Source organism: Lentzea rhizosphaerae (assembly GCF_042649515.1).
Lineage (GTDB): Bacteria > Actinomycetota > Actinomycetes > Mycobacteriales > Pseudonocardiaceae > Lentzea > Lentzea aerocolonigenes.
Genome location: NZ_JBHRZI010000015.1, coordinates 588,108 through 613,065 on the forward strand (window position 1 = coordinate 588,108; position 24,958 = coordinate 613,065).

Sequence of the window (24,958 nt, forward strand, 5' to 3'; positions counted from 1 at the left end):
CCGATAGATGGCCCGGACGTGCTTTTCGCGCCAAAAAATATGTCCGGTAGGCCTGAAGCCGCTCTACTTCGATACAGGCGCTGGTGCCGTGACCGGCACTAGCTGGCGAAGGCTTCTCCTCCGTCGCGCCACCAGCGCGAGTAGACCTCGCTCTCCTCGACCAGCCTGAGATAGCCGGCCGCGACCTGCCGGCACAGGTCGTCGATCCGCACGGCGACCGGTGCGTCCACCCGCCACGCCAGCACGACCTCGCGGAACAGCGGATTGCCCGTGATCGGCAGCCGCGCGACACCGGGCGGGGTGCTGCCGACCGGGTAGAGCGGGCAGACCGCGGCGGACTCCCTGATCAACGTCAACGCGACGTGCGCCTCGCTGCTGAAGTGCGCGATCCGCTGCTCGAACCCTGAGGCCGCGCACTCGCGGGCGAAGTGGGCGTTCATGCCGCTGTCGTCCGGCTCGGGCATGACCCACTTGTCGTCGGCGAGCGCTTCCAGCGGGACCTCGGTCTCCTGCGCGTACGGGTGGTGCTCCGGCACGCCGACGAACAGCGGTTCCCGGGTGAGCAGGCGGTGCCCGACGTTCGGCGGAAGCGAAAGCGGAGTACCGGGGAATTGACGCATGACCGCCACGTCGAGTTCGCCGGTCGTGAGCAACGCGGTGAGCGTGCCGGTCTCCTTGATGGTGCGGCTCGTGACGTTGTCTTTCAACGCGCTCACGAGCAGTCCGAAGTGATAGGCGGGGATTCCGGCGATCCTGGTGGGAGCGCAGGGGCTGTGCGCGTTGCGGCGCGTGACGCGTTCGAGCGTGACGAGCTGGGTCAGCATCGACCGCGCTTCCTGCACGAAGTCCTGGCCGGCCGGGGTGAGCCGCACGCCGTCGGCCGCGCGCAGGAACAGCGCCCCGCCCAGGTGGTCCTCGATGCGTTTGAGCTGCGTCGTCACGGCTGGCTGGGTGAGGTGCAGACGTGCGGCGGCCTTGCGCAGGCTCCCGCAGTCGGCGATCGCCACGACCAGTTCGAGATGCCGCACGTCGAGACGCATGCGGCCGATGTTATCGCTGAATGTAATAGGCCGAACACCCTTCGCAATCGATACGTTCGGCTGCGTGATGGAATTGGCCGAGCGTCCGGCGCGCACCGATGCGGTGCTGTTTTCGGATCGCGCACTGAAAGCGTTTCTGGAGGCCGCGTCCGCCGAATACTCGTTCATCACCGAGGACGAGCCGAGACCGTGTTTCGCGGTCCTGCTGGGTCTTGCGGCGGGCTCGGAGGTCGTGGTCTCCGACGTCGCGTTCGGCCGCAACGCGCGGCTGACCGACCCTTCGGCACGCGAGGAGTTCGCGTCGACGATCGTGCCGCGGTTCGGCACGGCGTACGAGAACCCGGTGCGGGCGTGGTGGCTCGATCCCGCGGACCTGCTGACGATCACCCGCGCGGCGGACGCCCGGGATCTCGACGTGCTCGGCTCGATCCACCTGCACCCGGACTGGCACCGCCTCGGGCCCGAGTGCGAGCGCGACCGGCCGTTGAGCGACCACCCGACGCCGATGGACGAGCACATGTTCCGCAACAGCGGATGGCCCGTGAACGTCGTCTGTTACCTCGAACGCCGCTATGGCGGCCTCTACTACTCGCTCGCCGCGTGGGACGCCGAGTGCCTGCGCCTGCCGTTGAGGATGAACCACTCATGACAGAACAGATCTACGCGCTCTGGCGGCGCATGGAGCAGGGCTGGGCACTCGGCGACGCCGCGGTGTTCGCCGGCGTCTTCGCCGAGGACGTCGACTTCGTGACCGTGCGGGGCGAGGAGCTGTACGGGCGGCGTGCGGTCGCCGCCGGTCACGCGCTGCTCTTCGCCGGGCCGTACCGCGACACGAAGCTGACCGCCGAGATCAGCCTGATCAAGCCGCTGGCCGACGGGATCTCGCTCGTGCACGTCACGTCTTCCATCGCCCCGGCGGGGATCACCACCCACGCGCAGGCCGTCGTCGTCCAGCGCGCCGACGGGTGGGAGATCGCCGCGTTCCACAACATGATCCCGAAAGGAAAGTCATGACCAGGCCCCGGTTGCGGCACATCGCGTTCGTCGTGCAGGACGCGAAGGAGATGGCCGACTTCTACACCTCGCGGTTCGGGATGGAGCTGTTCCACACCGACCCGGACGGCAGCCACTTCGTCACCGACGGGTACATCAACCTGGCGTTGATCCAGCAGCGCCTCGACGGTGACGTGCCGACCGGCTTCAACCACTTCGGGTTCCACGTCGACAACGTCGCCCCGTACCTCGACTCCTTGGAGCCCCGCCCCGCTCTGCGCGGCGGCGACCGCCCGTTCGCCGAGTACCGAGCCATCGACCCCGAGGGAAACTGGTTCGACCTCTCAGCCCACGGCTACCTCCCGCCAAGCCTCTGATCTGAGTGCACGCGGGGGCCCCGCGTTCCCCAGAAGGAAACGAAAGGCCCCCGCGTTACTTTCCGGCTAGCGCGTGCCCGTCCAGAAGATGGCTCGTGCGACCTGGGCGTAGAGGCCCTTCGGGTGGTTGCGGAACATCGGCTCGGTGCCGAAGAGGACGACCTTGGCACCGGTGGACGCGGTGCCGGAGACGACTGCCGCCTGGCCAGCGGCGGCGTCCTGGCCGCCGGTGCCGTTGTCGCGCGGACGCCAGTGACCCGCGGCGATCACCGTGCTGCCGTAGCGCTGCTCGACCGTCACGCCCGCGCCGAGGTTCGTGAACCACTGCGGGGAGTAGACGAACGAGTGCGGCAGCGCGCCGGTGCCGACCGGGCCGGTGCCGTTGACGACGTTCACCACGCCGTTGGCGTCCTCCCAGCCCGCGACCGGGGTGGCCTGCAGCAGCTTGGCGTCGACGTTGAACCTGCTGCCCGTCGCTCCTCGCGTGACGACTCCGCCGCGCTTGAGGAACTCGTCGAGGCCTGCCTTGGCGCTGGCGTTGAGCTGCGGGTAGTTCAGGCCCGACGACACGAACAGCACGTCGATCCGCGACCAGTCGAAGCCCGCGTTGAGCACGGTGGTGGAGATCGTGCGGACGTCGAAACCGGACTCGCGCAGCACCTGCAGCTCGTCCGGGCCGACCGCGGCCGCGATCACCTTGCGCTGCAACGCCGTTCCGCCCGGCTTGGCGGTGGTGAACCGCACGCCGTAGCGATCGGCGACCTCCTTCGCGGCGAGCCTCTCGGCGGCCGGGACCACGATCGTGCCGTCGTCCTGGCGGCGCAACGCGATGCCGCGGCCGAGCAGGTCGTTGACGGCGCCCGCGTCCTTGGCGTCGTTCAACGTCAGGGCGAGGTCCGCGCCGGGAGCCCCGTCCACGTCACCGGTCGGGGCCGCCGCGACGACGTCCTTGCCGTTGAAGTGGAACGGGCCGTTCTTGTAGATGTCGATCGACGCGCCCCAGAGCAACCGGTGGCTCCAGCCGGAGATGTCGTACATCACCGGGACCTTGGCGCTGATGTCGCTGCCCTGCTCCAGCATCACGTTCGCGAGCGCACGCTTCGGCTGGTGCATGTCGACGACGTACGACCCGGCCGGATAACGCTTACCTCCCAACGTGAACGGCCTCTCGGCCCGTTCCACGCGGACGTCGTGCGCGACGAGGTGGTCGACCAGCCGGGCCGCCGCCGGTGCCGAGCGGTCGTTCGTGATCACGTAGGCGCGCGGGAACTCCGTGCGGTAGCGGTCTTCCGGGCCGAAGCCGGGCACGAACCCGTCCGGGATCTCGCGCTGCGGTTCCCCCGCCTTGCCGCGGCGGAACATCTCGGTCTGGTTGGAGATCAGGTCGGCGCGGTGGTCGTCCACGTAGTCGATCGTGGTCTTGATGGTCGACTCGGCGACGTCGGTGTTGATCTTCGCCCGGCGCTGCAGCTCGGCCGCGGGCAGGGTGTCGTAGGCCTGCCGGTTGACCTGCTGCGGGATCTCGATCGTGTACGAGATGGCGCCGTGGTACATCGAGTACTGGGCGGTGTAGATCGGCGCCCAGCCGTCCCACACGCCGGGGTCGTAGTCGCGGAACGGGATCTCCGGCTTCGCGGCCTCCGGGTGCCCCAGCGCCTGCACGCCCTTCTCCATCGCGAGGCCGTTCGCGTACCCGTGCTTGACGTAGAGGTCGAAGTCGTAGTTCTGGCCGTGCGGCGGAGTGGTGGGCTCGATGAGCGTGTTGTCCACATAGCCGTGCTCGTCCAGCATCATCAACGGCTGGGTCTTCTCGACGATCTCACGCATGGCCCGGTTCTCGGGCTGCGAGCTCGTGGCGAAGTCGCGGTTGAGGTCGAAACCCGCGTTGTTCTGCCGCGTGCCGGCGACGCGGCCGTCGGGGTTCGCGGTGAGGTTGAAGTAGATCCTGCTGCGCTGCAAGAGGTTCTTGGTCGCCGCGTCGTTGCTCGTGGCGAGGTGCTCGATGACCCTGAGCGCGCCGTCAGTGCCCTCCCACTCGTCGCCGTGGATGTTGTTGTTGATCCAGACCGGCGCCTTGTAGAGGCCCGCCGGAACCTTGCGTCCTTCTTCGATGCTCGCCCGGAACTGTTCCTGCAACCGGGTCTGCAGGGGACTCTCGGGCGCGGTCAGCGTGACGAGGTACAGGTCGCGGCCGAGTCCTGACTGGCCGACGACCTCGACCGAGATCCGGTTGCTCTTCTGCTGCAACGCGTTCAGCTTCGGCGCCAGCGAGTGGTACGGCGCCAGGTTCAGCTTGATGGTCTTGTCGGCCGGGTTCTCCGGATACGTGCGGAGGGCCGTCCGGCGCGGGTAGCCCTGGTAGCGGTCGGCCCGGTTCTCCCCCTGGGCCTGCACCAGCTGCGCCGTGAAAGCGCTGTCCACGGCCGCGACTTCATTGCGCTCGGGGCCGTTTCCGGGTTCTCGGTCTGGATTCGACGGTTGTGCTGTTCCGTTGACGGGCGCCGCCACCGCCGCGGTGACCGCCAGGAGAACAGCGAGCAGAGTTCTGCGCATGCGGTCGTTTCTTGCACAACGGCCCGCGTACCGACTAGAGCCGATAGGCGGGCCGTTGATCCCCTCGGTCAAGACTCGAACCAGCAGCCTAGCGAGAGAAGTTCACCAACCGCATCCACCAGCGGGGCAGAAGTCACCACTGACCTGCGCGTTCATTTCGGTGGTCGTGAGACAACCACTCGAACGGCCTAGCCCGACCCCAGACAGAGGAAAGGCCTCCGGAAGGGGTCCTTCGCCATCGCCTCCGCCAGCGCGACAGCCGGGGCCGCCCCGGCCACCAACGCCCGGTGGTAGTCGGCCATCGCGGCCGCGCTCATCTCGTCGCCGACCTTGCTGGACGCCGCGATGACGGTCCTCGTGCCGCCGGCGATCATCGCACCGGCGAACCCCAGGGCCTCGTCTCCCGGGCGGACGCGGTTCGACGCCAGTGAGCAGGCGGACAGGACGACGTGAGCGGGCGGCTTGCGGAGACGCCCCAGCTCGTAGGCGAACAGCGAACCGTCGACGAGCTCCAGACGGGAGAACAACGCGTTCTCGTTCTCGTGCTCACCGTGGGCTGCGACGTGCACGAGATCCGCGCCGTCGAGGTTTTCGAGGACCTTCGCGGCGGTCGCGTCCTCACCCGCGAGGACGGTGGCGCTGTCGTGGAACGCGGCGAGCCGGTCCAGCTCGCCGTCCGCGAACTGCAGGCTCGGGCCCTGGACCAGCAGCACCCGATCGGTCTTCGGCTTCTCGGCCTGGGTCGCCGTGAGCCAGGCCGTCGCCGAGGGCGCCGTGACGACGGGACGTCCGTGCAGGCTCGGAAGGACACCCCACGGCACCGTGTACAGCGGACCGGTCGGGACGACGACCAGCTCCCGCTCGCCGATGAGGTGGATCAGCGGCTTGATCAGCAACGCGTCCAGCGCGGCCGCCTGCCTGCGCGCCGACCCGCCGATCACCTCGACGAGCGGTGGCGGCAGGTAGTCGGGGGCCAGCGCGTTGAGGTCGATGTGGAGCTTCTGGGCCCCTTCCAGCGCGTCGTGGGCGTCACCGAGCCGGACCATTCGCACCTGGCCGGCCGCGACCACCACGGCCACCATGGTTCCGCCGGACACCACGAAGCTGACCATGGCGCGCTCACCCAGCTCGGCGATCACCTCGTTGATCGTCGCCATCGGACGCGTGCGGCCCCACCGCTGCGAGTGCCAGCCCAGCCTGGTCGCCTCGCGCTGCGCCTTCACCAGCTCGTTGCGCAGCTCGGTGGTCGGCCGGCCGTCGAGACCGGCGCGCATCAGCTCACGCCCGAGCCCGCGCACCTGGGCGATGCGTTCCGCGAGTTCGCTGTCCTCGATCAGTTCCTGCGGTTCGTAGCGGTAGGCCTGGGCTCGGGTGCGTTCCAGCCAGACGAACACCTGACGGGCGTCATCGCTCTCCAGCGCCAGCCGGATCGCGAGCTCACGCAGCTCACGTCCGTGCACGGCGGTCGCGGACACCAGCTCCAAGCCGCCGAGCTGGTCGCGCACCCGGCCGAGCTCGTCCAGTCCCTTGCGCGCGTGCGTCAACGCGGCGCGGCGATCGCCCTTGGCCAGCGCGAGTTCGGCCAGCACGAGCCGGCGTTGCATGCGGTGGTCGAGCGGCGTGACGGCACGCGGGGCAGGCAGCCGGCTGAGCAGTTCCTCGGCCTCCGCGATCCGCCGCCTGCGCACCTGGAGCCGGACCGCGAGCACTCCGGCCAGCCTGGCCTCGTCGATCAGGTGGTTGGCCGCGAGATGCTCGGAAAGGGCCAAAGCCTTCTGCACCAACGCGTTCGTGACGCGTTTGACCTGCATCGCGTGCGCCCAGAGCTCGATCAGCGCGGCCATCATCCACCACGTGCTGCCGCGCTTCTCCAGCTTGCGCATGGACGCCTTCGCCATGCGACGGGCGAGGTCGAACTGGTCGTCCATGAGCGCCGCGGACGCTCGGTACATCTCGACCTCGGCGATGTCCTGGCTGACCTTGTTCTTGCGCAGCACCGGCAACGCTTCGTCGAGCATGCGGCCGACGTGGTCGGACATGCCGACCATCAGCAGGCATTCCGCGTGCAGCAGCCGTGAACTCGCCAGCAGCGACGGCTTGTCGTGCGCGAGGTAGAGACGCTCCGCTTCCTCGTAGTGCCGCAGAGCCTCGATCACGTGCCCGCTCTGCTTGTAGGTGTTGGCGAGCGCCGCGATCACGTAGGGGTAGAGCCTGTCCAGGCTGTGCTCACCGCTCAGGACGGCCACACGGGTGAGATCGCTGATGGCGGCCTTGCTGCGGCGGATGGCCGCGTTGGCGAGGGCCCTGGAGATCAACGAGGCCGCGAGCCGGTTCACCCACTCCGCGTCGACATGTTCGAGCGCGGTCTGCAATGCGTTCTCGGCGAGGTCGATGAACGGGTCGAACCAAGGGACCGCCTGCTCTGGCTGCCCCATGCGCAGGATGATGCAGGCTTGGTAGTAGTCGGCAGAGCCCTTCAGCAGGACGCGCAACCGAGGGTCTTCAAGCCGCTCGATTTCTTGGCGCGCCTGGTCGAAGAACTCGACGGCGCTGTCCAGGCCGCTGGTTTCCCCGGTGGCCGCGCCGAGGCAGTACAGGATGCGGACCCGCAGCTCCGTCCGTTCCGGACTGTCAGGCGCGCGATCGGCGTGCACGAGTGCACGCTTGTGAAGGCGGATAGCGGACGGGAACCGGTAGTGGTCCTGCTCCGTCCATGCCTTCTGGTACAACTCGCGCGCTCTTTCCAGGGCACGAGCGGGCATGTGATCATCACACCACATACACCCGAATGGCGCTGTCCGCCATCCAGGCGCAGGGCGTGGTGGCGGACAGCGCGGAGTGTGACTAGGCCACTACTTCCTTGGCCAGGTTGTCCGGGTGGTTCGGGCAGTCCGCGTCGTGCTGCTTCGGCGCGTCGGAGTTCAGGTCCTCGGCGTTTCCCACGAACATCGGAGTCTGGCCACAGCACTGCGGCGTGACCGGCGGCCCCGGCTGCGGCGCCGGCGTCGGGGCAGGCGCCGGAGGAGGCGGAGGAGGCGTCGGGTTCGGGTTCGGGTTGTCGTCGGTGATCAGGTCCTTGACCTTGTTGAAGATGTCGCCGATCAAACCTTCGCGCTGGCCACTCATGAGGTTTCCCCCCTCGTTTGGACTATTGGTTCCCATCCCCCCAGATGGGTGCGTCAAAGAGGGTGGCACACACAGCTACGGGTATGCGTCTCATTTAGCTAACAGCCACTCGGTCGGCCTAAGATCACAAAGGGTCACCTGCACGAACAGGTGACCCTTTGTGATTCTTGCTTCGATTATGTATCTACGAGCAGCGTGCGAGCACGATCTCGCGAACGCGCGCCGCGTCGGCCTGACCCTTGGTGGCCTTCATGACCGCGCCGACGATGGCGCCGGCCGCCTGGATCTTGCCGTCGCGGATCTTCTGGGCCACGTCCGGCTGGGCCGCGAGGGCCTCGTCGACGGCCTTCTCCAGCGCCGAGTCGTCCGAGACGACCTTCAGGCCGCGCTTCTCGACGACCTCGTCCGGGGAGCCCTCGCCCTCCAGGACGCCGTTGACGGCCTCACGGGCGAGCTTGTTGGTCAGCGCGCCGGTGTTGACCAGCTCGATGACCCGTGCGACCTGGGCCGGGGTGATGGGCAGGTCGGTCAGCTCGACGCCGCGGGTGTTGGCCTGCTGGGCCAGGTACGACACCCACCAGGAGCGGGCCTCGTCCGGCTTCGCGCCCGCGACGACGGTGGCCTCGATGAGGTCCAGGGCGTTCGCGTTGACCAGGTCGCGCAGCACCTCGTCGGTGAGGTTCCACTCCTTCTGGATGCGCGCACGGCGCTCCCACGGGAGCTCCGGCAGCGTGCCGCGCAGCTCCTCGACCCACTCGCGCGACGGCGCGATCGGGACCAGGTCGGGCTCCGGGAAGTAGCGGTAGTCCTCCGCCGTCTCCTTCTTGCGGCCAGAAGAGGTGCTGCCAGAGGACTCGTCGAAGTGACGGGTCTCCTGGACGACCTCGCCGCCCGACTCCAGCACCGCGGCCTGACGCGTCATCTCGAAGCGGACGGCGCGTTCGACGCTGCGCAGCGAGTTGACGTTCTTGGTCTCGGTGCGGGTGCCCAGGGCGCCGGTGGTCTTCGGGCTGAGCGACACGTTCGCGTCGCAGCGCAGCGAGCCCTGGTCCATGCGGACGTCGGACACGTCGAGCGCCTTGAGCAGGTCGCGCAGCGCCGTGACGTACGCACGGGCGACCTCGGGGGCACGGCGGCCGGTGCCCGGGATCATCTTCGTGACGATCTCGATCAGCGGCACGCCGGCGCGGTTGTAGTCGAGCAGCGAGTGCTCGGCACCGTGGATGCGACCGGTGGCGCCACCGACGTGCAGCGACTTGCCGGTGTCCTCCTCCATGTGCGCGCGCTCGATCTCGACGCGGATGACCTCGCCGTCGTCCAGCGTCACGTCGAGCCAGCCGTTGAAGGCGATCGGCTCGTCGTACTGCGACGTCTGGAAGTTCTTCGGCATGTCCGGGTAGAAGTAGTTCTTCCGCGCGAACCGGCACCACTCGGCGATCTCGCAGTTCAGCGCGAGGCCGATGCGGATCGCGGACTCGACGGCCTTGCCGTTCACCACCGGCAACGAACCCGGCAGGCCGAGGCACGTCGGGCAGGTGTGCGTGTTCGGCTCGCCGCCGAACTCGTTGGCGCAGCCGCAGAACATCTTCGTGTTGGTGTGCAGCTCGACGTGCACCTCGAGGCCCAGGACGGGGTCGTACTTCTCGATGACCTCGTCGTAGTCCATCAGCTCCACCAGTGAGGTCATGCCAACTCGTCCTTCCGCAGAGCACGAACGGCCAGCGCCGCACCGGTGACCGCCACCGCGATGCTGGCGATCGCGTTCGCCAAGAGCAGCTTGTCGTTCTTCGCACGGGCGTTCCGGAAGCCGGAGAACGCTCCCACGGCTCCCGCGACAGCGCCCGCGAGGCCGAGGAGGCCCCTTGCCTTCTTGATGTTCACAGCGACGGACCTCCGAACGCGCCGCGCGCGGCCTCGTAAGCGGCGGCGACGCGGTACATGCGGTGGTCCTGCAGCGCCGGAGCCATGATCTGCAGGCCGACCGGCAGACCGTCCTCATCGGACAGACCACTCGGGACGCTCATGGCCGGGGTGCCCGCGAGGTTCGCGGGAATCGTGCAGAGGTCCGCCTTGTACATGGCGATCGGGTCGTTCGCGCGCTCACCGATCTTGAACGCCGTGGTCGGCGTGGTCGGCGAGATGAGCACGTCGAAGTTCTCGAACGCCTTCGCGAAGTCCTGCGTGATCAGCGTGCGGACCTTCTGCGCCGAGCCGTAGTACGCGTCGTAGTAGCCGGACGACAGCGCGTACGTGCCGATCATGATGCGGCGCTTGACCTCGGGGCCGAAGCCGGCCTCGCGGGTCAGCGACATGACCTCCTCGGTGCTGCGCGTGCCGTCGTCGCCGACGCGCAGGCCGTAGCGCATGGCGTCGAACCGGGCGAGGTTCGACGAGCACTCGCTCGGCGCGATGAGGTAGTAGGCGGGCAGCGCGTAGTCGAAGCTCGGGCACGACACGTCCGCGATCTCCGCGCCGAGCTCCTTGAGCTGCGACACGGCGGCCTGGAAGCTGCGCAGCACGCCGGGCTGGTAGCCCTCGCCCTGGAACTGCGTGACGACACCGATGCGCAGACCGGACAGGTCACCGCTCAGACCCTCGCGGGCAGCGGCGACGACCGGCGGCACGGGCGCGTTGATGGACGTGGAGTCCATGTGGTCGTAGCCCGCGATGACCTCGTGCAGCAGCGCGGCGTCGAGCACCGTGCGCGCACACGGACCGGCCTGGTCCAACGAGCTGGAGAACGCCACAAGGCCGTAACGGGACACACCGCCGTAGGTCGGCTTCACGCCGACGGTGCCGGTGACCGCGCCGGGCTGGCGGATCGAGCCACCGGTGTCGGTGCCGATCGCGAGCGGGGCCTGGTGCGCCGCGAGCGCCGCGGACGAGCCACCGCCGGAGCCGCCGGGGATGCGGTCGAGGTCCCACGGGTTGTGCGTGGGGCCGTACGCCGAGTTCTCGGTCGACGAACCCATGGCGAACTCGTCCATGTTCGTCTTGCCGAGGATGACGACGCCGGCTTCCTTGAGCTTGCGGGTCACCGTCGCGTCGTAGGGCGGCAGCCAGCCCTCGAGGATCTTGGACCCGACAGTCGTCGGCACGCCCTCGGTGGTCATGACGTCCTTGAGCGCCAGCGGGACACCCGCGAGCGCTCCGACGGTCTCACCGGCCTTGACGGCCTCGTCGACCTTGCGGGCCTGCGCGAGCGCACCCTCGGTGTCGACGTGCAGGAAGGCGTTGACCTTCCCGTCGGTCTCGGCGATGCGGTCCAGGTGGGCCTGCGTGACCTCGACGGACGAGACCTCACCGCTGCGGATCTTCGCGGCGAGCTCGGCCGCGGTGGCGTGGATCAGGTCGTTGGTCATGCTTCCTCACCCAGGATGCGGGGCACGCGGAACCGGCCGTCCTCGGCCTCAGGAGCGCCGGAGAGCGCCTGCTGCTGACCGAGGCTCGGACGGACCACGTCCTCGCGGAAGACGTTGGTCAGCGGAACGGCGTGCGACGTCGGCGGGATGTCGGCCGTGGCGATGTCGCCAACGGAAGCCACCGACTGGAGGATCACGTCGAGCTGGCCGGCGAACAAGTCGAGCTCGTCCTCGGTGACGGCCAGCCTGGCGAGCTTCGCCAGGTGCGCGACCTCGTCGCGGGAGATGCTGGGCACTCCTGTCAACCCCCGTAGGGTCGGGATACGAATCGGGAACCCCGTGAGTCTATGGGCTGGTCAGGCGCGCCTTCGAACGGGTTACCGCCTCTATGGTTGACCGGCACGTCAACTTAACCGGTTCGCAACGCGGACAGCGGGTCATGCGTTGAGGATCCGTCTGCGAGAATCACCGACCGGCAACGGCGCGAGACGCGGGGTCTCACGCACGAGCTATGGAGGCGTTCACCTTGTCGTTCCTGATCCGGGTCCAGCTCCCGGACCGTCCCGGCACCCTCGGCGCGGTCGCAACGGCTTTGGGCGAGATCGGGGCGGACATACTCAGCGTCGACGTGGTGGAACGCGGTTCCGGCGTGGCCATCGACGACCTGGTGGTGGAGCTGCCGTCCGGCCGCCTGCCCGACACGTTGATCACCGCCGCCGAGTCCGTGGACGGCGTCGAGGTCGACGCGGTCCGCCCGTACGCCGGAATTCTCGACACCCACCGCGAGCTCGAACTGGTCGAGGAGATCGCCGAGGAACCGCACAAGGGCCTCGAGGTCTTCACCGAGGGCGTTCCGAAGATCATCCGCGCGGGCTGGGCGGTCGTCGTCGGCCCCGAGGGCACCGGCATCAACCGGCTGACATCGTCGGCGGCGGCCCCGGAGACGCGGATGGCGAACGTGCCGTGGTTCCCGCTGGAGCGCGCGACCGTGCTCGACGGCGAGGAGGAGTGGGTGCCGGAGACCTGGCGCGAGCTGGGCACCGAGCTGGCCGCGACCCCGCTGGGCAAGCCGGACCGCGTGCTGGTCGTGGGACGACCGGGCGGCCCGATGTTCCGCGCGGCCGAGGTGGCACGCCTCGCGCACCTGGCGGGGATCGTCGCCGTGGTGCTGCCCGACTAACCGGGCGCCTTGGTCTTCTGGTTCCGCCGGGCCATCGCGATCAGCTCGGCGTTGTTCCTGGCCGTGCGGCCGTCGGGCATGCGCAGGGTGTCCTCCAGCCCCATGCGCACGCTGTGTTCGAGCCGTGCGGCGTAGTCGAACACGAGCCAGGCGTCGTCGTCCCTGCCGTGCAACAGAATCGGCAGACCGAGCGGTTCCACCCGTTCCAGCAGACTTTCCGCCGTCCGCGCGGTCGCCCTCACCGTGATCCGACTGGTCCCCGCGGGCAGTTCTTCGAGCTCAACCGGCGCTTCCACGACCAGTTCGACGCCGACGTTGACCTGGTGCAGGGCTTCGGCGAGGTGCCGCCAGCCGGGTTCTGTGACGTGCACGCCGGCGACGTCGGGCCTGCCCGCCGCGAGCGCCGCCCAACTGGCGATGAGGGCGGTGCGGCTGCCGGGAACGTCCGTCGACACGCAGATCTCGATACCCGGCACAGCCGCCCTGACCGTGGCGATCGTCCCGGCGATCTCCGGACCGGCCAGCGTGGGCGCCCCGATGACGTCCCGCGGGTGGAGGTGCACCGAGGTGACACCGAGCGCGGCGACGTCGGCGGCGTCCTCGGCCAGGCGCTCGGCGGTGAGCGGCAGGGCCGGGTGCTCCTCGGCTGTGCGGGAGCCGTTCAGACAGGCTTGCAGCACGGTTCCACGGTCCCACACAAACCTCGCGGTCGCGCTGCTCCAAGGGCTAGCTTGAAGGCATGCGACTGGCCCTGGCTCTCGCCCAATCCGACCTGGCAGCAGGAGATCTGGTGCTGGGGGCGGCCGGGGTGCTCGCGGTGGCGGGTGTGATCGTCGTGGCCCTCACGCGCCGGAAGCGGTGACGCCACGTTCTGCGGGTTCCGTGATCTGGCACCAGAATCGGCGGTGATCGCCCCACCTTCAGGAGGTAAGAAGATCATGGCCATCACCGTGAACCTCGACATGCTCCTCGACAAGGCTTACGAGAACCTCCCGCTCAACGAGATCCTGGACGCCCCCGTCGACGCGCTGCAGGGCGTGAGCGCGGGCGACGCGGAGAAGCTGAAGGCCGCGTTCAACATCAAGACCGTGCGTGACCTGGGCACCAACAAGTACTTCCGCGCCGCCGTGACGTTGCTCGACCTGGAGTCGACGGCTCGCTAGAGCACGATTCGGTAGTGCACGAAGGGCGTCTTCTCCGCGACCTGGTCGTAGAGCCGGCGGGCGGTCTCGTTCCACTCGCTGGTGTGCCAGTACACGCGGGCGCAGTCGCGTTGCTTCGCCCACTCGGTCACCGCCTCGATGAGCGCGCCGCCGACGCCACGGCCGCGCGCCTCGGGGGCGGTGAAGAGGTCCTGCAGGTAGCAGACGTCCGGGCCGGACGTGCTGGGGTGCTTGAAGAAGTGCGTGATGCCGACGACACCGGTCTCGTCGCGGGCACACAGGGCGTGGATGGTTTCGTTCTGCTGGAACGCTTCCCACTTCTCGTCGTAGATTTCCGCTGGCAGCGTGCGTTCGTAGAAGGTGTTGTACCCCTCGAAGAGCTCCTGCCACCTCGCGCGGTCCGCGGGTCGGAGCGGGCTGATCGCGATCATGTTGATCCTTTCTGCGGTCACCCGGTTGGATGACCCCCGTGTCGACGGATCTCACCACCGAGCTGCTGCTGCACCGCGCGGGCACCAAGTCGTACTGGCGCGGCCTGACCTACCGCGACGCCGTGCTGTCCCTGCGGGTGCACAGCCGGCACGTGGCGGCTCGGGTGCGCGGCAGCGACGAGGCGGCGTACGCGGTGGAGCTGTCCTGGTCGGGGACGCACCTGGTGGGCGCGTGCAGCTGCCCGCACGGGTCGGAGGGATTCTTCTGCAAGCACTGCGTGGCGGTCGGGCTGGTGCTGCTGGACCGGGGCGAGACCGTGCCGCCGCCGGACGCGGAGGACGTGGAGCTGCGGGACGTGCTGAGAGCGTTGCCCGCGGAGGTGCTGCGGGACCTGCTCTACGACCAGGCCGCCGGAGACCTGAAGCTGCGGGCGCGGATCGTGTCATCGCTCGGTTAGGTGGCCGCAGAACTCCGTTTCCGCCGGCATGCCACACGCGGTGCCCGGTGGCCTGATCGCGGCCGCCAGCACCCAGCCGGTGGCGGTGCGGTCGAAGACCAGCACAGTGGTCATCGAGAACGTGGAGTGCGTCACGGATCCGGTTCTCGCGAAGTGCAGCTCTGTCACCTCGCGGACGTGGACGACGACGCTGCCGTCCGGGTCGACGTGGAGCCGTCGCAGGGTCGTGCTGACGACGGCGCGGGAGTAGCCGCGGCCCGGAAGCGAGCTGTACAACGCGTTGCGGGCGCGGAGTTTTCGTTCGTCGTCGCGCAGCCCCGCGGCCAGCGAGTCGGTCGTGGCCACGCCGAAGCCCGCGACCTGAGGGCTGTTCGTGACCTTGTCCGCCCGGTGCTGGAGGTAGCGCTGGGCGAGTTCCGCGATCTGCTGCCGCTCGTGGTCCGGCAGATGGGCCGGTGCGGTCGAGGCAGCGGTCAGCACCACGATCAGCAGGAACAGTGCGGCAGGTCTCATGCGCGAACCCCCGTTCGCGGTCACCAGTGCTGTCCGGTGGACGCCCGGCACCGCGGGTGGTTGCGCTCAGAGCGGCATCCCGTACGCGTAGGCCTTCAGTTTGACGTCGGGCAACGGCATCCAGTCGCGTTCCGGCAGGCGCGTGAAGCCGAGGCGCTCGTACAGCCGGTGCGCCGCCAGCATCTTCTCCGAGGACGACAGCACGACCCTGCCGATGCCGGCCGACCGCGCGCGGTCGATCACCGCGCGCACCAGGGCCTCGCCCACGCCCCTGCCCCGCGCGGCCGAGGAGACGGCCAGCATCCGGAACTCGAGCTCGCCCGGCTGGGAGATCTCGGCGTAGGGCGTGCCGGGCAGGACCACCGTCACCGTGCCCAGCACAGCGCCGGTGTCGTCCGCCGCGACGAGCACTTCGGCTTCGCGGTGGCGTGCCGCGGCATCGGCGAGGATGCGGGCGTAGTCGTCGTGGGCGCCGACGAAGCCGTCCACCTGGTACGCCTCGACCGTCACGGAGCCGACCGCGGGCAGGTCGGCTTCCGTGGCCGGGCGGATGATCAGGTCAGCCATCTGTCCCCTCTTCCCCGATGACGGCCACCTCCCTCGCCGCGTCCGGGCCCTGTTCGAGCAGGACTCGGAAGCCCGCCTCGTCGAGCACCGGGACCTTCAGGGAGATGGCCTTGTCGTACTTGGATCCTGGCGAGTCGCCCACCACCACGAAAGCTGTTTTCTTGGAGACCGAACCGGCAGCCTTGCCGCCGCGAGCGAGGACGGCCTCCTTGGCCGAGTCGCGCGAGAACTCGGTGAGCGAGCCGGTGACCACGATGGACAGGCCTTCGAGGTTGCGGGTGATGGACTCGTCGCGCTCGTCCTCCATCCGCACGCCCGCCGCACGCCACCGTTCGACGACTTCCTGACGCCACTCCGTTTCACGCCACTCGACGACGGCCGTCGCGATCGTCGGGCCCACGCCCTCCGCGCCGGCCAGCACCTCCTCGTCGGCGGCGAGGATCGCGTCCATCGAGCCGAACTGCAGCGCCAACGCGCGGGCGGCGGTCGGCCCGACGTGCCGGATCGACAGCGCCACCAGCACCCTCCACAGAGGACGGGACTTGGCGGCTTCGAGGTTGTCCAGCAGCTTCAGCGCGTTCGCGGAGAGCTCGCCGTTCTTCGTCTTGAAGCGCTCGATCTGGCTCAACGCCTCGGCGTCGAGGTCGAACAGGTCGGCCTCGTTCGTGTACACGGTGGACTCGGTGATCGCGGCAGCGGCCTCGTAGCCGAGCACCTCGATGTCCAGCGCGGAACGGGAGGCCAGGTACGCCAGGCGTTCGCGCAGCTGGCCGGGGCAGGTCTGGGCGTTCGGGCAACGGATGTCGACGTCGCCCTCCTTCATCGGACGCAGCTCGGCGTTGCACTCGGGGCACCGCGTCGGCATCACGAACTCGCGCGCGTCGGCGGGGCGCGCGGCCAGCACCGGACCCAGCACCTCCGGGATCACGTCGCCCGCCTTGCGAATGACGATGCGATCGCCGATCAGCACGCCCTTGCGCTTGACCTCGGACCCGTTGTGCAGCGTGGCGCGCGCGACCGTCGAGCCCGCGACCTTCACCGGTTCCATCAGGGCGAACGGCGTCACCCGGCCGGTGCGGCCGACCTGGACCTGGATGTCCAGCAACGTCGTGGTGGCCTCCTCCGGCGGGTACTTGTACGCGATGGCCCACCTCGGAGCCCGCGACGTCGTCCCCAGGCGCCGTTGCAGCGCCACCTCGTCGACCTTGATCACCACGCCGTCGATCTCGTGGACCGCGTCGTGCCGGTGCTCGCCCCAGTACTCGACGTGCTCGCGGATCCCGGCCGGATCCGTGAGCACCTTGGTGTGCGAGGAAACCGGAAGACCCCACGACCTGAGCGCCTCGTACGCGAGCGACTGACGGGCCAGTTCGAAGCCCTCGGTCTTGCCGATGCCGTGGCAGATCATCCGCAGCTTGCGCGACGCGGTGACCTTCGGGTCCTTCTGCCGCAACGAACCCGCGGCCGTGTTGCGCGGGTTCGCGAACGGTGGCTTGCCCTGCTCGACCAAGGAGGCGTTCAACGCCAGGAAGTCGTCGACCGCGAAGAAGACCTCACCGCGCACCTCGACGAGGTCCGGCACCGGGTACTCGTCGGAACCCTTCAGGACCACCGGCACGTCCGCGATCGTGCGGACGTTCAGCGTCACGTCCTCGCCGGTGCGGCCGTCGCCTCGGGTCAGCGCGCGCGTCAGCCTGCCCTTCTCGTACAGCAGGTTGATCGCGAGGCCGTCGATCTTCAGCTCGCACAAGAAGTGCGTGCCCTCCCCGATGTCCTTCCGGACGCGCTCGAACCAGCCCGTCAGCTCGTCCTGCGTGAAGACGTTGTCGAGGCTGAGCATGCGCTCCAGGTGGTCGACCGCCTTGAACTCGGTCGAGAACGTGCCGCCGACGAGCTGCGTCGGCGAGTCCGGTGTGGCCAGACCCGGATGCTCCGCCTCCAGCGCCTCGAGTTCCTTGAGGAGGGCGTCGAACTCACCATCCGTGACGGTCGGGTCGTCCAGCACGTAGTAGCGGAACTGGTGCGAGCGCACCTCTTCCGCGAGCACGGCATGCCGCTCGCGCACCTCTGCGGGGACGTCTTCAAGGCTCTCGCTGGTCACGTCCCACAGCTTAGTGACCAGGTCTGACAGTTTTCAGTCGTCCGCGACCTGAGCCAGTGTCCGGACGAGTGAACGGAGCTCCAGCAGGCTGATCGTGCCCTCCGGTTCCAGCTGCGCGGTCTCCACGCGCCGCAACCGCTCCCCCGCCAGCCGCTCGCCGAGAGTGACGTCCAGCGGCAGGAACGTCATCGTCTGCCGCTGCCGGTCGCTCAGCTCGGCGAGCGCCGGGTGGTACACCGCGACGTCGACGACATCACCGTCCACCTGGGCCACCACGCGGTAGTCGCCGAGCCGCATCTTGACCTCACCGAGGTTCACGACCACCTCGGTCGGGTCCGGCACCGGCGGCACCGAGTCGTGGAACTCCCACACCATGTCGGCGGGCGGCGCGGCGTTGATCCACGCGTCGGTGTAGGGCCGCAGCCGCGGGTCTTCCTGACCGGTGATCACCAGCGCGTACATCGCCATGTGCCCCTGCTCGAGCGAGAACACGAGGTCCGGGTGCATCGCGCGCACGAGCTCCTGCAGCTCGTCCTCGACGCGGTGCGGCTCGCCGTCGCCGAGCGCCGCGCTGACCACCGGTACCAGCTCGAACCACCGCTCCCAGAACCGAAGCGCTGCCTCCTCCGCGTTCGGGAGGTGGGCGGGGACGGCGTCTTCGGCTTTGCGGCGGCGGAACCACTTCATGATTCTCAAGGGTAGAGCTTGCGCCCCTCGGCCAGCATGTCGACGAACTGGGCGATGCGCCTCTGCCGCGTCTCCGGCCTCTTCGCGTCGTGCACGCGGAACAGGATCGCGTACCTGTTCTGGCTGTTCAACGTCTCGAAAGCCTTGGCGGCCGCCGGATTCGCGTCCAGCGCGGCGCGCAGGTCGTCGTGCATCTGGATCGTCGCCGGACCCGCGTACGCCGCCTCCCACCGCCCGTCGGCCTTGGCCTTCTCGATCTCCGCGAGTCCCGCCGGCAGCATCCGGCCCGCCGCGATCAGCGCCTCGACCTTGCCGCAGTTGCGCTTGGACCACTTGCTGCGCGGTGTCCGCGGCGTCCACCGCTGCGAGTAGTAGGTCTCGTCGATGGACCGCACGAGCCCGTCGATCCAGCCGTGGCACAACGCGACGTCCAGCGCCTCGTCGTAGGTGATCGTCCTGAGCCCCGAGCCCTTCTTGGCGTACTTGATCCACAGCTCGGTCTCGCTCGCGCCGTGCTCGTGCAGCCAGGCGTCGAACTCGGCGGGGCCTTCGAAGATGATCAACGCACCCTCCTCAGGCAGAGCGTCATCTCCTCATAGGGAACACCGAGTTCGGCCTCTTCGGGGCAACTTTCTTCAGCTATGCCGACCACCTGCACGTTCACCCGCGGCGCCGCGCAGTCGAACTTGGACACCACCGACCGCTGCAGGTCCTCGGTGTCGAGCTCGAAGCAGTCGCCCCGCTCGGCGTTGGGCAGCAGGCACAGCGCGGCGTTGTGCCTGGTGTCGCGCAACACCTTGTACTCACCGCGCGGGCACTCGGCACTCGTCCCGCCGAGCACGGTCCCGACCTTCAACGCGGCCCGCTCGCCCTTGCAGTCGATGACGGTCAGCCCGAGGTCGTCCTCGCCGGGCCCGTTGAACCTGACGCAACTGCCCTTCTCCGCCTTCGAGTAGTCGGTGAGGAACATGGACTCCGGTGCCGCCGGCGACGGTTCGTCCGAGCTGAAAGCCCACCACAACCCGAGGTAGGCCACCACGGCGAGTACGCACACCATCACGGTCTGTCTCACGACCACGACGCGCATTATGGCGCTCAGTACGTCTTGATGCAGAGCAGGATCGGCGGATAGGGGTACCGGTGGGCGAAAGTCGTCTCCTCCGGACACCGGGCGGTGTAGTCGTAGGTCCCGGCCATCAACACCTTCATCTCGGCCGTCGCCGTCGCACACTCGACCTTGACCGCCTGCCCCATGTAGGAGGTCCGGTTGAGGACGCCGGAGAAGCAGTCACCGGTGTTGGCGTTCAGGACCATGCACAACCGGGGCGAGTGGTCGTCCTGCTGCAGCCACACGTACGCGTCCGCGTCGCGGCAAGCCGTCAGGGGGTCGTTGTGGAACACCACCCGCTGCCCGGCGTAGCCGGTCCGGCAGTCGACCCGGAAGAGCGTGCCCGCCTCGTCCAGCCACACGCAGTCGCCGATCTGCGCCGACTCCCACCGGTCCAGCTTGACCGGCTTGATGCCGGTCGCGGTGCCCGCAAGCGTTTCCGTCCCGCCGAGCAGGAACCACCCCAACGCCGCCACGACCACCGGCACGAGCAACGGCCACCAACGCCTCATGAGCTCCCCCTCTTCCAGGCGAATTATGAGTGGCGCACGGTCGTGTTGCCCAGGCAGAGTCCGCACATGCTGATCCGCCGGGAAACGCCCGCAGACGTCGACGCCATCCGTGCAGTCACCGACCTCGCCTTCAAGAACGGCCCCGAAGCTCCGTTGATCGACTGGCTGCGCGAGGACGAGGGCTGGATCCCGGAGCTCTCGCTGGTCGCCGACGGCGTCATCGGCCACGTCGTGTGCACGCGCGGGTACATCGGCGACTTCCCGGCGCTCGGGCTCGGGCCGATCGCCGTGCACCCGGACCATCAGGGGCGCGGTGTCGGCAAGGCGCTGATGCACGCCGTTCTGGGCGCGGCCGAGGCACGTGGTGAGCAGGCGGTCATCCTGCTGGGCAGCCCGGCCTACTACTCGCGGTTCGGCTTCCGGCTCGCCTCGGAGTTCGGGATCACGCCGCCGGTTCCCGAGTGGGAGCCGCACTTCCAGGCCCGGCTGTTCGGCGAGGTGCCGGCGGGCGCGTTCCGGTACGCGGAGCCGTTCAACCGGCTTTGAGCACCGTGCCGTCGGACTTGCGCGCGTAGATCGTGCCGTCCGGGAGTGCTGAGACGGTGTCGATGAACCTCGTCTCGCTCAACGGCTCCCAGCCCACGCCGAGGCGGTGCACGCGGCCGCCGATCAGGGTGTGCACGCCGACCGTCCCATCAGGACGGAGCACCACCTCGGGCGAGCCTTCGAGACCTTGCGCGATCTCGCGCCAGGCACCGTTCGCGCTGGCCACGAGCGCCCCACCAGATCGCACGTAGAGCGAGACGGACCCGTCGGGGTGCGCGATCGCCGACGGCTTGCCGACCGCGAACCCCGGCGGGCTGAGCGGAATCGATCCGGACTGGCGGGCCCCCTGGGGGGAGACACCCCCCATCCCAATCGTCGCAGACGGGTCCGACAGTTTCGCCACGCTCCCGTCCGCCATCACCGCGTACACCTCAACCGTCCCATCAGGACGAACAACGGCCTCGGGATCCCCTCCAACCCCAAAAGCCACCGACCGCCACACCCCACCGGCCAGCACCCGCACCTCACCCCGAGCCGTCCGCGCGAACACCAACCGCCCGGCCACCGAAGGCCTCCCGACGAAGTCACCAAAGCGACTCAACACAACATCGTCGGCACGAACATCACCGTCGGACACCACATGAACCGCGCCCTCGGCGACCTCCGGCCCGCCCTGCCACGCCTGGCGCAGCATGAACGAGGCCCGGTCCACGGCCTGGTCGTAGCGCTCCGGACAGCACGACCGCTGCACCGCGTCGGCGAGCAGCCCCGCACTCAGCTCCGGCCGGTCCACCTTCACCGCGGCCTCGAAGAACCGCCGGGCCGCATACGACACGTCCATGATCTCCGCGGGTGTGCCCCAGCCCATCGACGGCCGCTGCTGGAACACCCCGAGCGAATCGCGGTCGCCGCACGCGAGGTTGTTCATGTGCGACTCGACCCAGCCGGCCTCGAAGCCGGCGAGCATCACCTTGTCGCTGACCCGCAGCGAAAGACCGACGGCGTGCACGGCCCGGATCACGTCCGGGTCGTGCACGCCGGGAACTCGGCAGGAGGCCTTCGAAGGCAGGGCCTCGGCCGTACCCGCGGAAAAGAGCAGAAGCACCAGCGCGAGCCTGAGCACAAGTCCGAATTGGACACCCGGACCCGCGCCGGCGCCACTCAGCTCGACGCGATCAGCGAGAAGCCCAGCACGCCCGTCGCCGTGAAGTCGATGGCCGGCTCGGAGCTCGGCCACGACCTCAGGTCGTCGGCGAACACGGACTTCGCGGAGTCGAACTCCTTCGTGTACGGCTTGGTGCAGTCCACGGAACCCGGCGGCATCTCGCCGAGGTCGGTGAACAGGGAGGCGTCGTTCGGACCGTTGATCACGGCGCCGACCAGCACCTTCGAGCCGCCGTTCGGGGAACCGGACAGGTTCGCGGCCTGGTGGTGCGGGCACTCGGGGAACTTCGCGCCGACACCGACGATCAGCGACGTGCCCCAGGCGTTGGTGCCGAGGGCGAAACCGCGCTGCTGCGTGCCGAACGTCTGGTAGTCCCGGGAGCCGGTCAGCTTCTGGTACAGCGCGGCGGTCGTGATGAAGCCGAACGTGCGCGAGCCGACGTCCCAGGTCTCGACGTTGGCAGCCGTGCGGAACGGCGAGGACTGAGCCGCGGAAGCGCCCTGCTGCAGCTGGCGCTTGATGTCACCGACGACCTGCGCCTCGGTCACCTCGGCGCCGGGAACGCCCCTGCGCAGCAACGGGGCGAGGTCGGCGTGGCCGAGCGCGGAGATGTTGTAGACGTTCAACGTGTCGGGGTCGGCGGTGGCGAAGAACTCCTTGGCCCAGTGCGAGGCGGCGCGCGCGAACTCGCCGTAACGCCTGTCGTTCAACGCCTTCGCGGCCAACGCCAGCTGGGTCGCGCCGAACTCCATGTCGTCGGCCCACGACGATTCGGGGTAGTACGCGTGCGGGAACGCCGTCACGAGCTCGCCGACATCCGAAGTCTTGGCCAGCGCGAAGAGAGATGCCGCCTTCTCCAAGTACTGACAAGCAAGGCGCGGGTTGCGACGCGACTCGATCTGCGCTGCCAGAGCGAACGAACCGGCCACGCGCCCTACCAGGTTCGGGCTGATCTTCTCGCCCGGCTTGTTCGCGCGGAACACCGGCCGGTACTTGATGTAGTACTGGCTGTCGCCCGGCTTCACGTCGAGCTTGTCGTCGGCCTCCGGCAGGCGCCACACGTCGTGGTCGCCGACGAAGCCGAACTCCTCGGAGCCGGTGCCGATGCCGACCTGGGCGTAGAGCACGCCGGTCTTCTCGTCCCACGCCTTGTCGAGCCACTTGAGGCCGAACTTGGCCTCCTCGTACAGGGCGTCGTTGTGCTTGTTGCGCAACGCCAGCAGCATCGACGCGGTCGAGTACGACGACGCGTGGGTGAACTTCACGAAGTCACCCGCGTCGAACCAGCCGCCCTCGAGGTCGACCTTGACACCAGTCGCCTTCAGCGGCGCCGCGATCTGGTCGCCGCCCTCGCCCTTGAACACCGGCTCCTCGTAGACCATCGCGTCGCGGTCGGTGAGGTGCGCGGGCTTGCGGTTCAACCGGCCGGGGATGACGGACGCACCATCGCGCTGGGCCTGGAAGAACTCGACGGTGTTGTTCGCGACCGGCTGGAACAACCGGGCCAGCGAGTCGATCCTGAACGCCGTCGAGGTGGCCGAACCGACCTTGATCCGGTACGTCCCCGCCGTCTTCAACGCCGAGAAGTCGATGGGGTGCACCGCGGGGAACCTGTCGCTCCACGAGCCCGTCGAGGCGCCCGTCCTGCCGGTCAGCACGGTCCTGCCCGAGCTGTCGACCACGGTGAACTTGGTGTTCGCGGCACCACCGAGCACGTAGGCGTGTTTCGCCTCGGCGGTGCCGAAACCGATCTGGTCCAGCCTGATGTGCCCGGCGGGGGCCGCCTGAGCAGGCGCCACGACCACGCCTGTGAGCACTGCGGCGACCAGGGCCGCACGTCTGATGCGCATGTTCGGAACTCCCGGTCCAGGCCGCGGCGGTGGCCCTCGGTTAAGAAAGTTTCCTAATAGTTCGCAGCAGACTAGCCGCCCAAACCGGACATCACCAGCCCTCTGGCGGCTCCAAAAATGCCGAGGAGAGATCACGGGTCAACGAGAGCGAACGCTTGACCCAACTGGCCGTCGCACCCGCTAGCCCGCACGTCGGAGTGGGCAGCGCCTTCTCGGCGAGGATCGAGCGGGGGAAGCCCAGACGGTCGACCAGTGTGAACGCCCTCTGCCCGACCTCCTTCAACGTCACGGGCGCGCCGGGGTCGGTGCTCGGCACCAGGCCCAGCGCCAGCGTCGTGCCCGCCTCCCAGGTCTCGCCGATCTCGTCGAGCGCCTCTGCCCCCTTGATCAACGACACGTCGAACGCGATCGCGGCCGCACCTGCCTCCCTGAGCAGCGTCAACGGCGGCTGCGGCGCGCAGCAGTGGACGATCACCTCGTGGTCCTTCAACGCCTCGATCACGGTGGCGAGCACCGCACGGGCGTCCGGTTCGGGCACGGCGGGCACGGTGCCGAGCTTCGACGGCGTCGGCAGCAGGCCCTGCAGCACGGCGGGCAGTCCCGGCTCGTCGAGCTGCACCACGACCTTCGCCCTGGTGCGCTTGGCGATCTCGGCCGCGTGCTGCCGCAGCCCCTCGGCGAGCGACTCGGAGAACTCCTTCACCGCGCCGTGGTCGGTGAGCACGCGATGGCCGCGCATCAGCTCGATGTTCGACATCAACGTCCACGGCCCGGCCGCCTGCACCTTGACCGTCTCCGGCTGCGCGCCCGCCCGTTCCAGGGCCTCGTCGAACGCGTCCAGGTCGCCGCGCAACAGGTCGACGGCACGCCGGTGGTCACGGCCGGGACGCGCGGTGACGCGATAACCGGACGTGATGACCTCGATCGCGAGGTCGACGAGCAGGCCGGCGGTGCGGCCGATCATGTCCGCGCCGACGCCCCGCGCCGGCAGCTCGGGCACGTGCGGCAGCTCCGGCAGCTCACCGACGACGACCCGCGCCGCCTCGTCGATGTCGGTTCCGGGCAGCGATCCGATTCCAGTGGCTCCACGCACCCGCCGAATTGTTCCACTGTCCGGCAGACAGAAGAGGTCTAGACCCATTGACGCTATGGTCTAGGCCACTTACCGTGATTGAGCAGGTGCTGAGCGTGTGAGCACCTCCCTGCACGTGGCGCAGGACCGCGAC

General features: G+C 68.9%; 28 protein-coding genes. 8 read left to right on the plus strand and 20 right to left on the minus strand.

Going from position 1 to position 24,958, the window contains the following annotated elements; genetic code table 11:
- Positions 1–98: 98 nt before the first annotated feature.
- Positions 99–1,040: a LysR family transcriptional regulator gene (locus tag ACFOWZ_RS19780; protein ID WP_382374462.1), complete on the minus strand. Its 942-nt coding sequence runs from the start codon at positions 1,038–1,040 to the stop codon at positions 99–101.
- A gap of 64 nt (positions 1,041–1,104) precedes the next feature.
- Between ACFOWZ_RS19780 and ACFOWZ_RS19785 the strand changes: the two genes are divergently transcribed.
- From ACFOWZ_RS19785 to ACFOWZ_RS19795, 3 genes are read left to right on the plus strand one after another with little or no spacing between them, the layout of a single operon-like run.
- Positions 1,105–1,689 (plus strand): hypothetical protein, encoded by a 585-nt coding sequence (locus ACFOWZ_RS19785; RefSeq protein ID WP_382374464.1) that lies wholly within the window; start codon positions 1,105–1,107, stop codon positions 1,687–1,689.
- Positions 1,686–2,054, plus strand: coding sequence for an SgcJ/EcaC family oxidoreductase (locus ACFOWZ_RS19790; RefSeq protein ID WP_382374466.1), 369 nt, complete (start codon positions 1,686–1,688; stop codon positions 2,052–2,054). The genes ACFOWZ_RS19785 and ACFOWZ_RS19790 overlap by 4 nt, the downstream gene beginning before the upstream one ends.
- On the plus strand, positions 2,051–2,410 hold the full coding sequence (locus tag ACFOWZ_RS19795) for a VOC family protein (RefSeq protein ID WP_382374468.1): 360 nt from the start codon (positions 2,051–2,053) through the stop codon (positions 2,408–2,410). The genes ACFOWZ_RS19790 and ACFOWZ_RS19795 overlap by 4 nt, the downstream gene beginning before the upstream one ends.
- Positions 2,411–2,476: 66 nt before the next feature.
- Here ACFOWZ_RS19795 and ACFOWZ_RS19800 read toward each other — a convergent pair whose 3' ends face one another.
- The 7 genes from ACFOWZ_RS19800 to gatC form a co-directional block, all read right to left on the minus strand.
- Positions 2,477–4,963: a M14 family zinc carboxypeptidase gene (locus ACFOWZ_RS19800; RefSeq protein ID WP_382374470.1), complete on the minus strand. Its 2,487-nt coding sequence runs from the start codon at positions 4,961–4,963 to the stop codon at positions 2,477–2,479.
- Positions 4,964–5,151: 188 nt separating this feature from the next.
- Positions 5,152–7,725, minus strand: a complete 2,574-nt coding sequence (locus ACFOWZ_RS19805; RefSeq protein WP_382374472.1) for a CHAT domain-containing protein — start codon at positions 7,723–7,725, stop codon at positions 5,152–5,154.
- 82 nt (positions 7,726–7,807) lie between these two features.
- Positions 7,808–8,089 (minus strand): hypothetical protein, encoded by a 282-nt coding sequence (locus ACFOWZ_RS19810; RefSeq protein ID WP_382374474.1) that lies wholly within the window; start codon positions 8,087–8,089, stop codon positions 7,808–7,810.
- Positions 8,090–8,273: 184 nt separating this feature from the next.
- Positions 8,274–9,776, minus strand: coding sequence for an Asp-tRNA(Asn)/Glu-tRNA(Gln) amidotransferase subunit GatB (gene gatB, locus ACFOWZ_RS19815; protein ID WP_382374476.1), 1,503 nt, complete (start codon positions 9,774–9,776; stop codon positions 8,274–8,276).
- The gene (locus ACFOWZ_RS19820) at positions 9,773–9,970 is read right to left on the minus strand and encodes a hypothetical protein (RefSeq protein WP_207310891.1); all 198 of its coding nucleotides are present in this window, start codon (positions 9,968–9,970) and stop codon (positions 9,773–9,775) included. Before ACFOWZ_RS19820 ends, gatB begins: the two co-directional genes overlap by 4 nt.
- Positions 9,967–11,451 (minus strand): Asp-tRNA(Asn)/Glu-tRNA(Gln) amidotransferase subunit GatA, encoded by a 1,485-nt coding sequence (gene gatA, locus ACFOWZ_RS19825; protein ID WP_382374478.1) that lies wholly within the window; start codon positions 11,449–11,451, stop codon positions 9,967–9,969. The genes ACFOWZ_RS19820 and gatA overlap by 4 nt, the downstream gene beginning before the upstream one ends.
- Entirely contained in the window at positions 11,448–11,747 is a 300-nt protein-coding gene (gatC, locus tag ACFOWZ_RS19830) for an Asp-tRNA(Asn)/Glu-tRNA(Gln) amidotransferase subunit GatC (protein WP_030467875.1), read from the minus strand. Before gatC ends, gatA begins: the two co-directional genes overlap by 4 nt.
- 230 nt (positions 11,748–11,977) lie before the next feature.
- Between gatC and ACFOWZ_RS19835 the strand changes: the two genes are divergently transcribed.
- Positions 11,978–12,631 (plus strand): ACT domain-containing protein, encoded by a 654-nt coding sequence (locus ACFOWZ_RS19835; protein WP_382375105.1) that lies wholly within the window; start codon positions 11,978–11,980, stop codon positions 12,629–12,631.
- On the opposite strand, the gene ACFOWZ_RS19840 is transcribed toward ACFOWZ_RS19835, so the two are convergent.
- Complete coding sequence (locus ACFOWZ_RS19840) at positions 12,628–13,311, minus strand: 3-keto-5-aminohexanoate cleavage protein (RefSeq protein WP_382374481.1); 684 nt, start codon at positions 13,309–13,311, stop codon at positions 12,628–12,630. The two genes, ACFOWZ_RS19835 and ACFOWZ_RS19840, sit on opposite strands and share 4 nt — an antisense overlap.
- Before the next feature lie 59 nt (positions 13,312–13,370).
- Here ACFOWZ_RS19840 and ACFOWZ_RS19845 point away from each other — a divergent pair, with 59 nt between their 5' ends.
- Positions 13,371–13,493, plus strand: coding sequence for a hypothetical protein (locus ACFOWZ_RS19845; protein WP_382374483.1), 123 nt, complete (start codon positions 13,371–13,373; stop codon positions 13,491–13,493).
- Positions 13,494–13,569: 76 nt separating this feature from the next.
- On the plus strand, positions 13,570–13,794 hold the full coding sequence (locus ACFOWZ_RS19850; RefSeq protein WP_030467871.1) for a hypothetical protein: 225 nt from the start codon (positions 13,570–13,572) through the stop codon (positions 13,792–13,794).
- Here ACFOWZ_RS19850 and ACFOWZ_RS19855 read toward each other — a convergent pair.
- Positions 13,791–14,225, minus strand: a complete 435-nt coding sequence (locus tag ACFOWZ_RS19855) for a GNAT family N-acetyltransferase (RefSeq protein WP_382374485.1) — start codon at positions 14,223–14,225, stop codon at positions 13,791–13,793. The two genes, ACFOWZ_RS19850 and ACFOWZ_RS19855, sit on opposite strands and share 4 nt — an antisense overlap.
- A gap of 38 nt (positions 14,226–14,263) precedes the next feature.
- On the opposite strand from ACFOWZ_RS19855, the gene ACFOWZ_RS19860 reads away from it, so the two are divergent.
- Positions 14,264–14,683: an SWIM zinc finger family protein gene (locus ACFOWZ_RS19860; RefSeq protein ID WP_059362690.1), complete on the plus strand. Its 420-nt coding sequence runs from the start codon at positions 14,264–14,266 to the stop codon at positions 14,681–14,683.
- Here the strand turns inward: ACFOWZ_RS19860 and ACFOWZ_RS19865 are convergent.
- From ACFOWZ_RS19865 to ACFOWZ_RS19895, 7 genes are all read right to left on the minus strand, one after another.
- Complete coding sequence (locus ACFOWZ_RS19865) at positions 14,669–15,196, minus strand: hypothetical protein (RefSeq protein WP_382374488.1); 528 nt, start codon at positions 15,194–15,196, stop codon at positions 14,669–14,671. The two genes, ACFOWZ_RS19860 and ACFOWZ_RS19865, sit on opposite strands and share 15 nt — an antisense overlap.
- A gap of 66 nt (positions 15,197–15,262) precedes the next feature.
- Positions 15,263–15,763 (minus strand): GNAT family N-acetyltransferase, encoded by a 501-nt coding sequence (locus tag ACFOWZ_RS19870; protein WP_382374490.1) that lies wholly within the window; start codon positions 15,761–15,763, stop codon positions 15,263–15,265.
- A complete protein-coding gene (ligA, locus tag ACFOWZ_RS19875) occupies positions 15,756–17,864 on the minus strand; it encodes an NAD-dependent DNA ligase LigA (protein WP_382374492.1) in 2,109 nt (702 codons plus the stop codon). Before ligA ends, ACFOWZ_RS19870 begins: the two co-directional genes overlap by 8 nt.
- A gap of 33 nt (positions 17,865–17,897) precedes the next feature.
- On the minus strand, positions 17,898–18,551 hold the full coding sequence (locus ACFOWZ_RS19880; RefSeq protein WP_382374494.1) for a hypothetical protein: 654 nt from the start codon (positions 18,549–18,551) through the stop codon (positions 17,898–17,900).
- 5 nt (positions 18,552–18,556) lie between these two features.
- Positions 18,557–19,114, minus strand: coding sequence for a YdeI/OmpD-associated family protein (locus ACFOWZ_RS19885; protein ID WP_382374496.1), 558 nt, complete (start codon positions 19,112–19,114; stop codon positions 18,557–18,559).
- Complete coding sequence (locus ACFOWZ_RS19890) at positions 19,111–19,629, minus strand: LppU/SCO3897 family protein (protein WP_382374498.1); 519 nt, start codon at positions 19,627–19,629, stop codon at positions 19,111–19,113. Before ACFOWZ_RS19890 ends, ACFOWZ_RS19885 begins: the two co-directional genes overlap by 4 nt.
- A gap of 17 nt (positions 19,630–19,646) precedes the next feature.
- Positions 19,647–20,171, minus strand: coding sequence for a hypothetical protein (locus tag ACFOWZ_RS19895; protein WP_382374500.1), 525 nt, complete (start codon positions 20,169–20,171; stop codon positions 19,647–19,649).
- 66 nt (positions 20,172–20,237) lie between these two features.
- On the opposite strand from ACFOWZ_RS19895, the gene ACFOWZ_RS19900 reads away from it, so the two are divergent.
- The gene (locus ACFOWZ_RS19900; protein ID WP_382374502.1) at positions 20,238–20,717 is read left to right on the plus strand and encodes a GNAT family N-acetyltransferase; all 480 of its coding nucleotides are present in this window, start codon (positions 20,238–20,240) and stop codon (positions 20,715–20,717) included.
- Here ACFOWZ_RS19900 and ACFOWZ_RS19905 read toward each other — a convergent pair.
- The 3 genes from ACFOWZ_RS19905 to ACFOWZ_RS19915 form a co-directional block, all read right to left on the minus strand.
- On the minus strand, positions 20,704–21,822 hold the full coding sequence (locus ACFOWZ_RS19905) for a hypothetical protein (RefSeq protein ID WP_382374504.1): 1,119 nt from the start codon (positions 21,820–21,822) through the stop codon (positions 20,704–20,706). The two genes, ACFOWZ_RS19900 and ACFOWZ_RS19905, sit on opposite strands and share 14 nt — an antisense overlap.
- 56 nt (positions 21,823–21,878) lie before the next feature.
- Positions 21,879–23,732, minus strand: a complete 1,854-nt coding sequence (locus ACFOWZ_RS19910) for a glycoside hydrolase family 9 protein (RefSeq protein WP_382374506.1) — start codon at positions 23,730–23,732, stop codon at positions 21,879–21,881.
- 91 nt (positions 23,733–23,823) lie between these two features.
- Positions 23,824–24,825, minus strand: coding sequence for a methionine synthase (locus ACFOWZ_RS19915; protein ID WP_382374508.1), 1,002 nt, complete (start codon positions 24,823–24,825; stop codon positions 23,824–23,826).
- Positions 24,826–24,958: the final 133 nt, after the last annotated feature.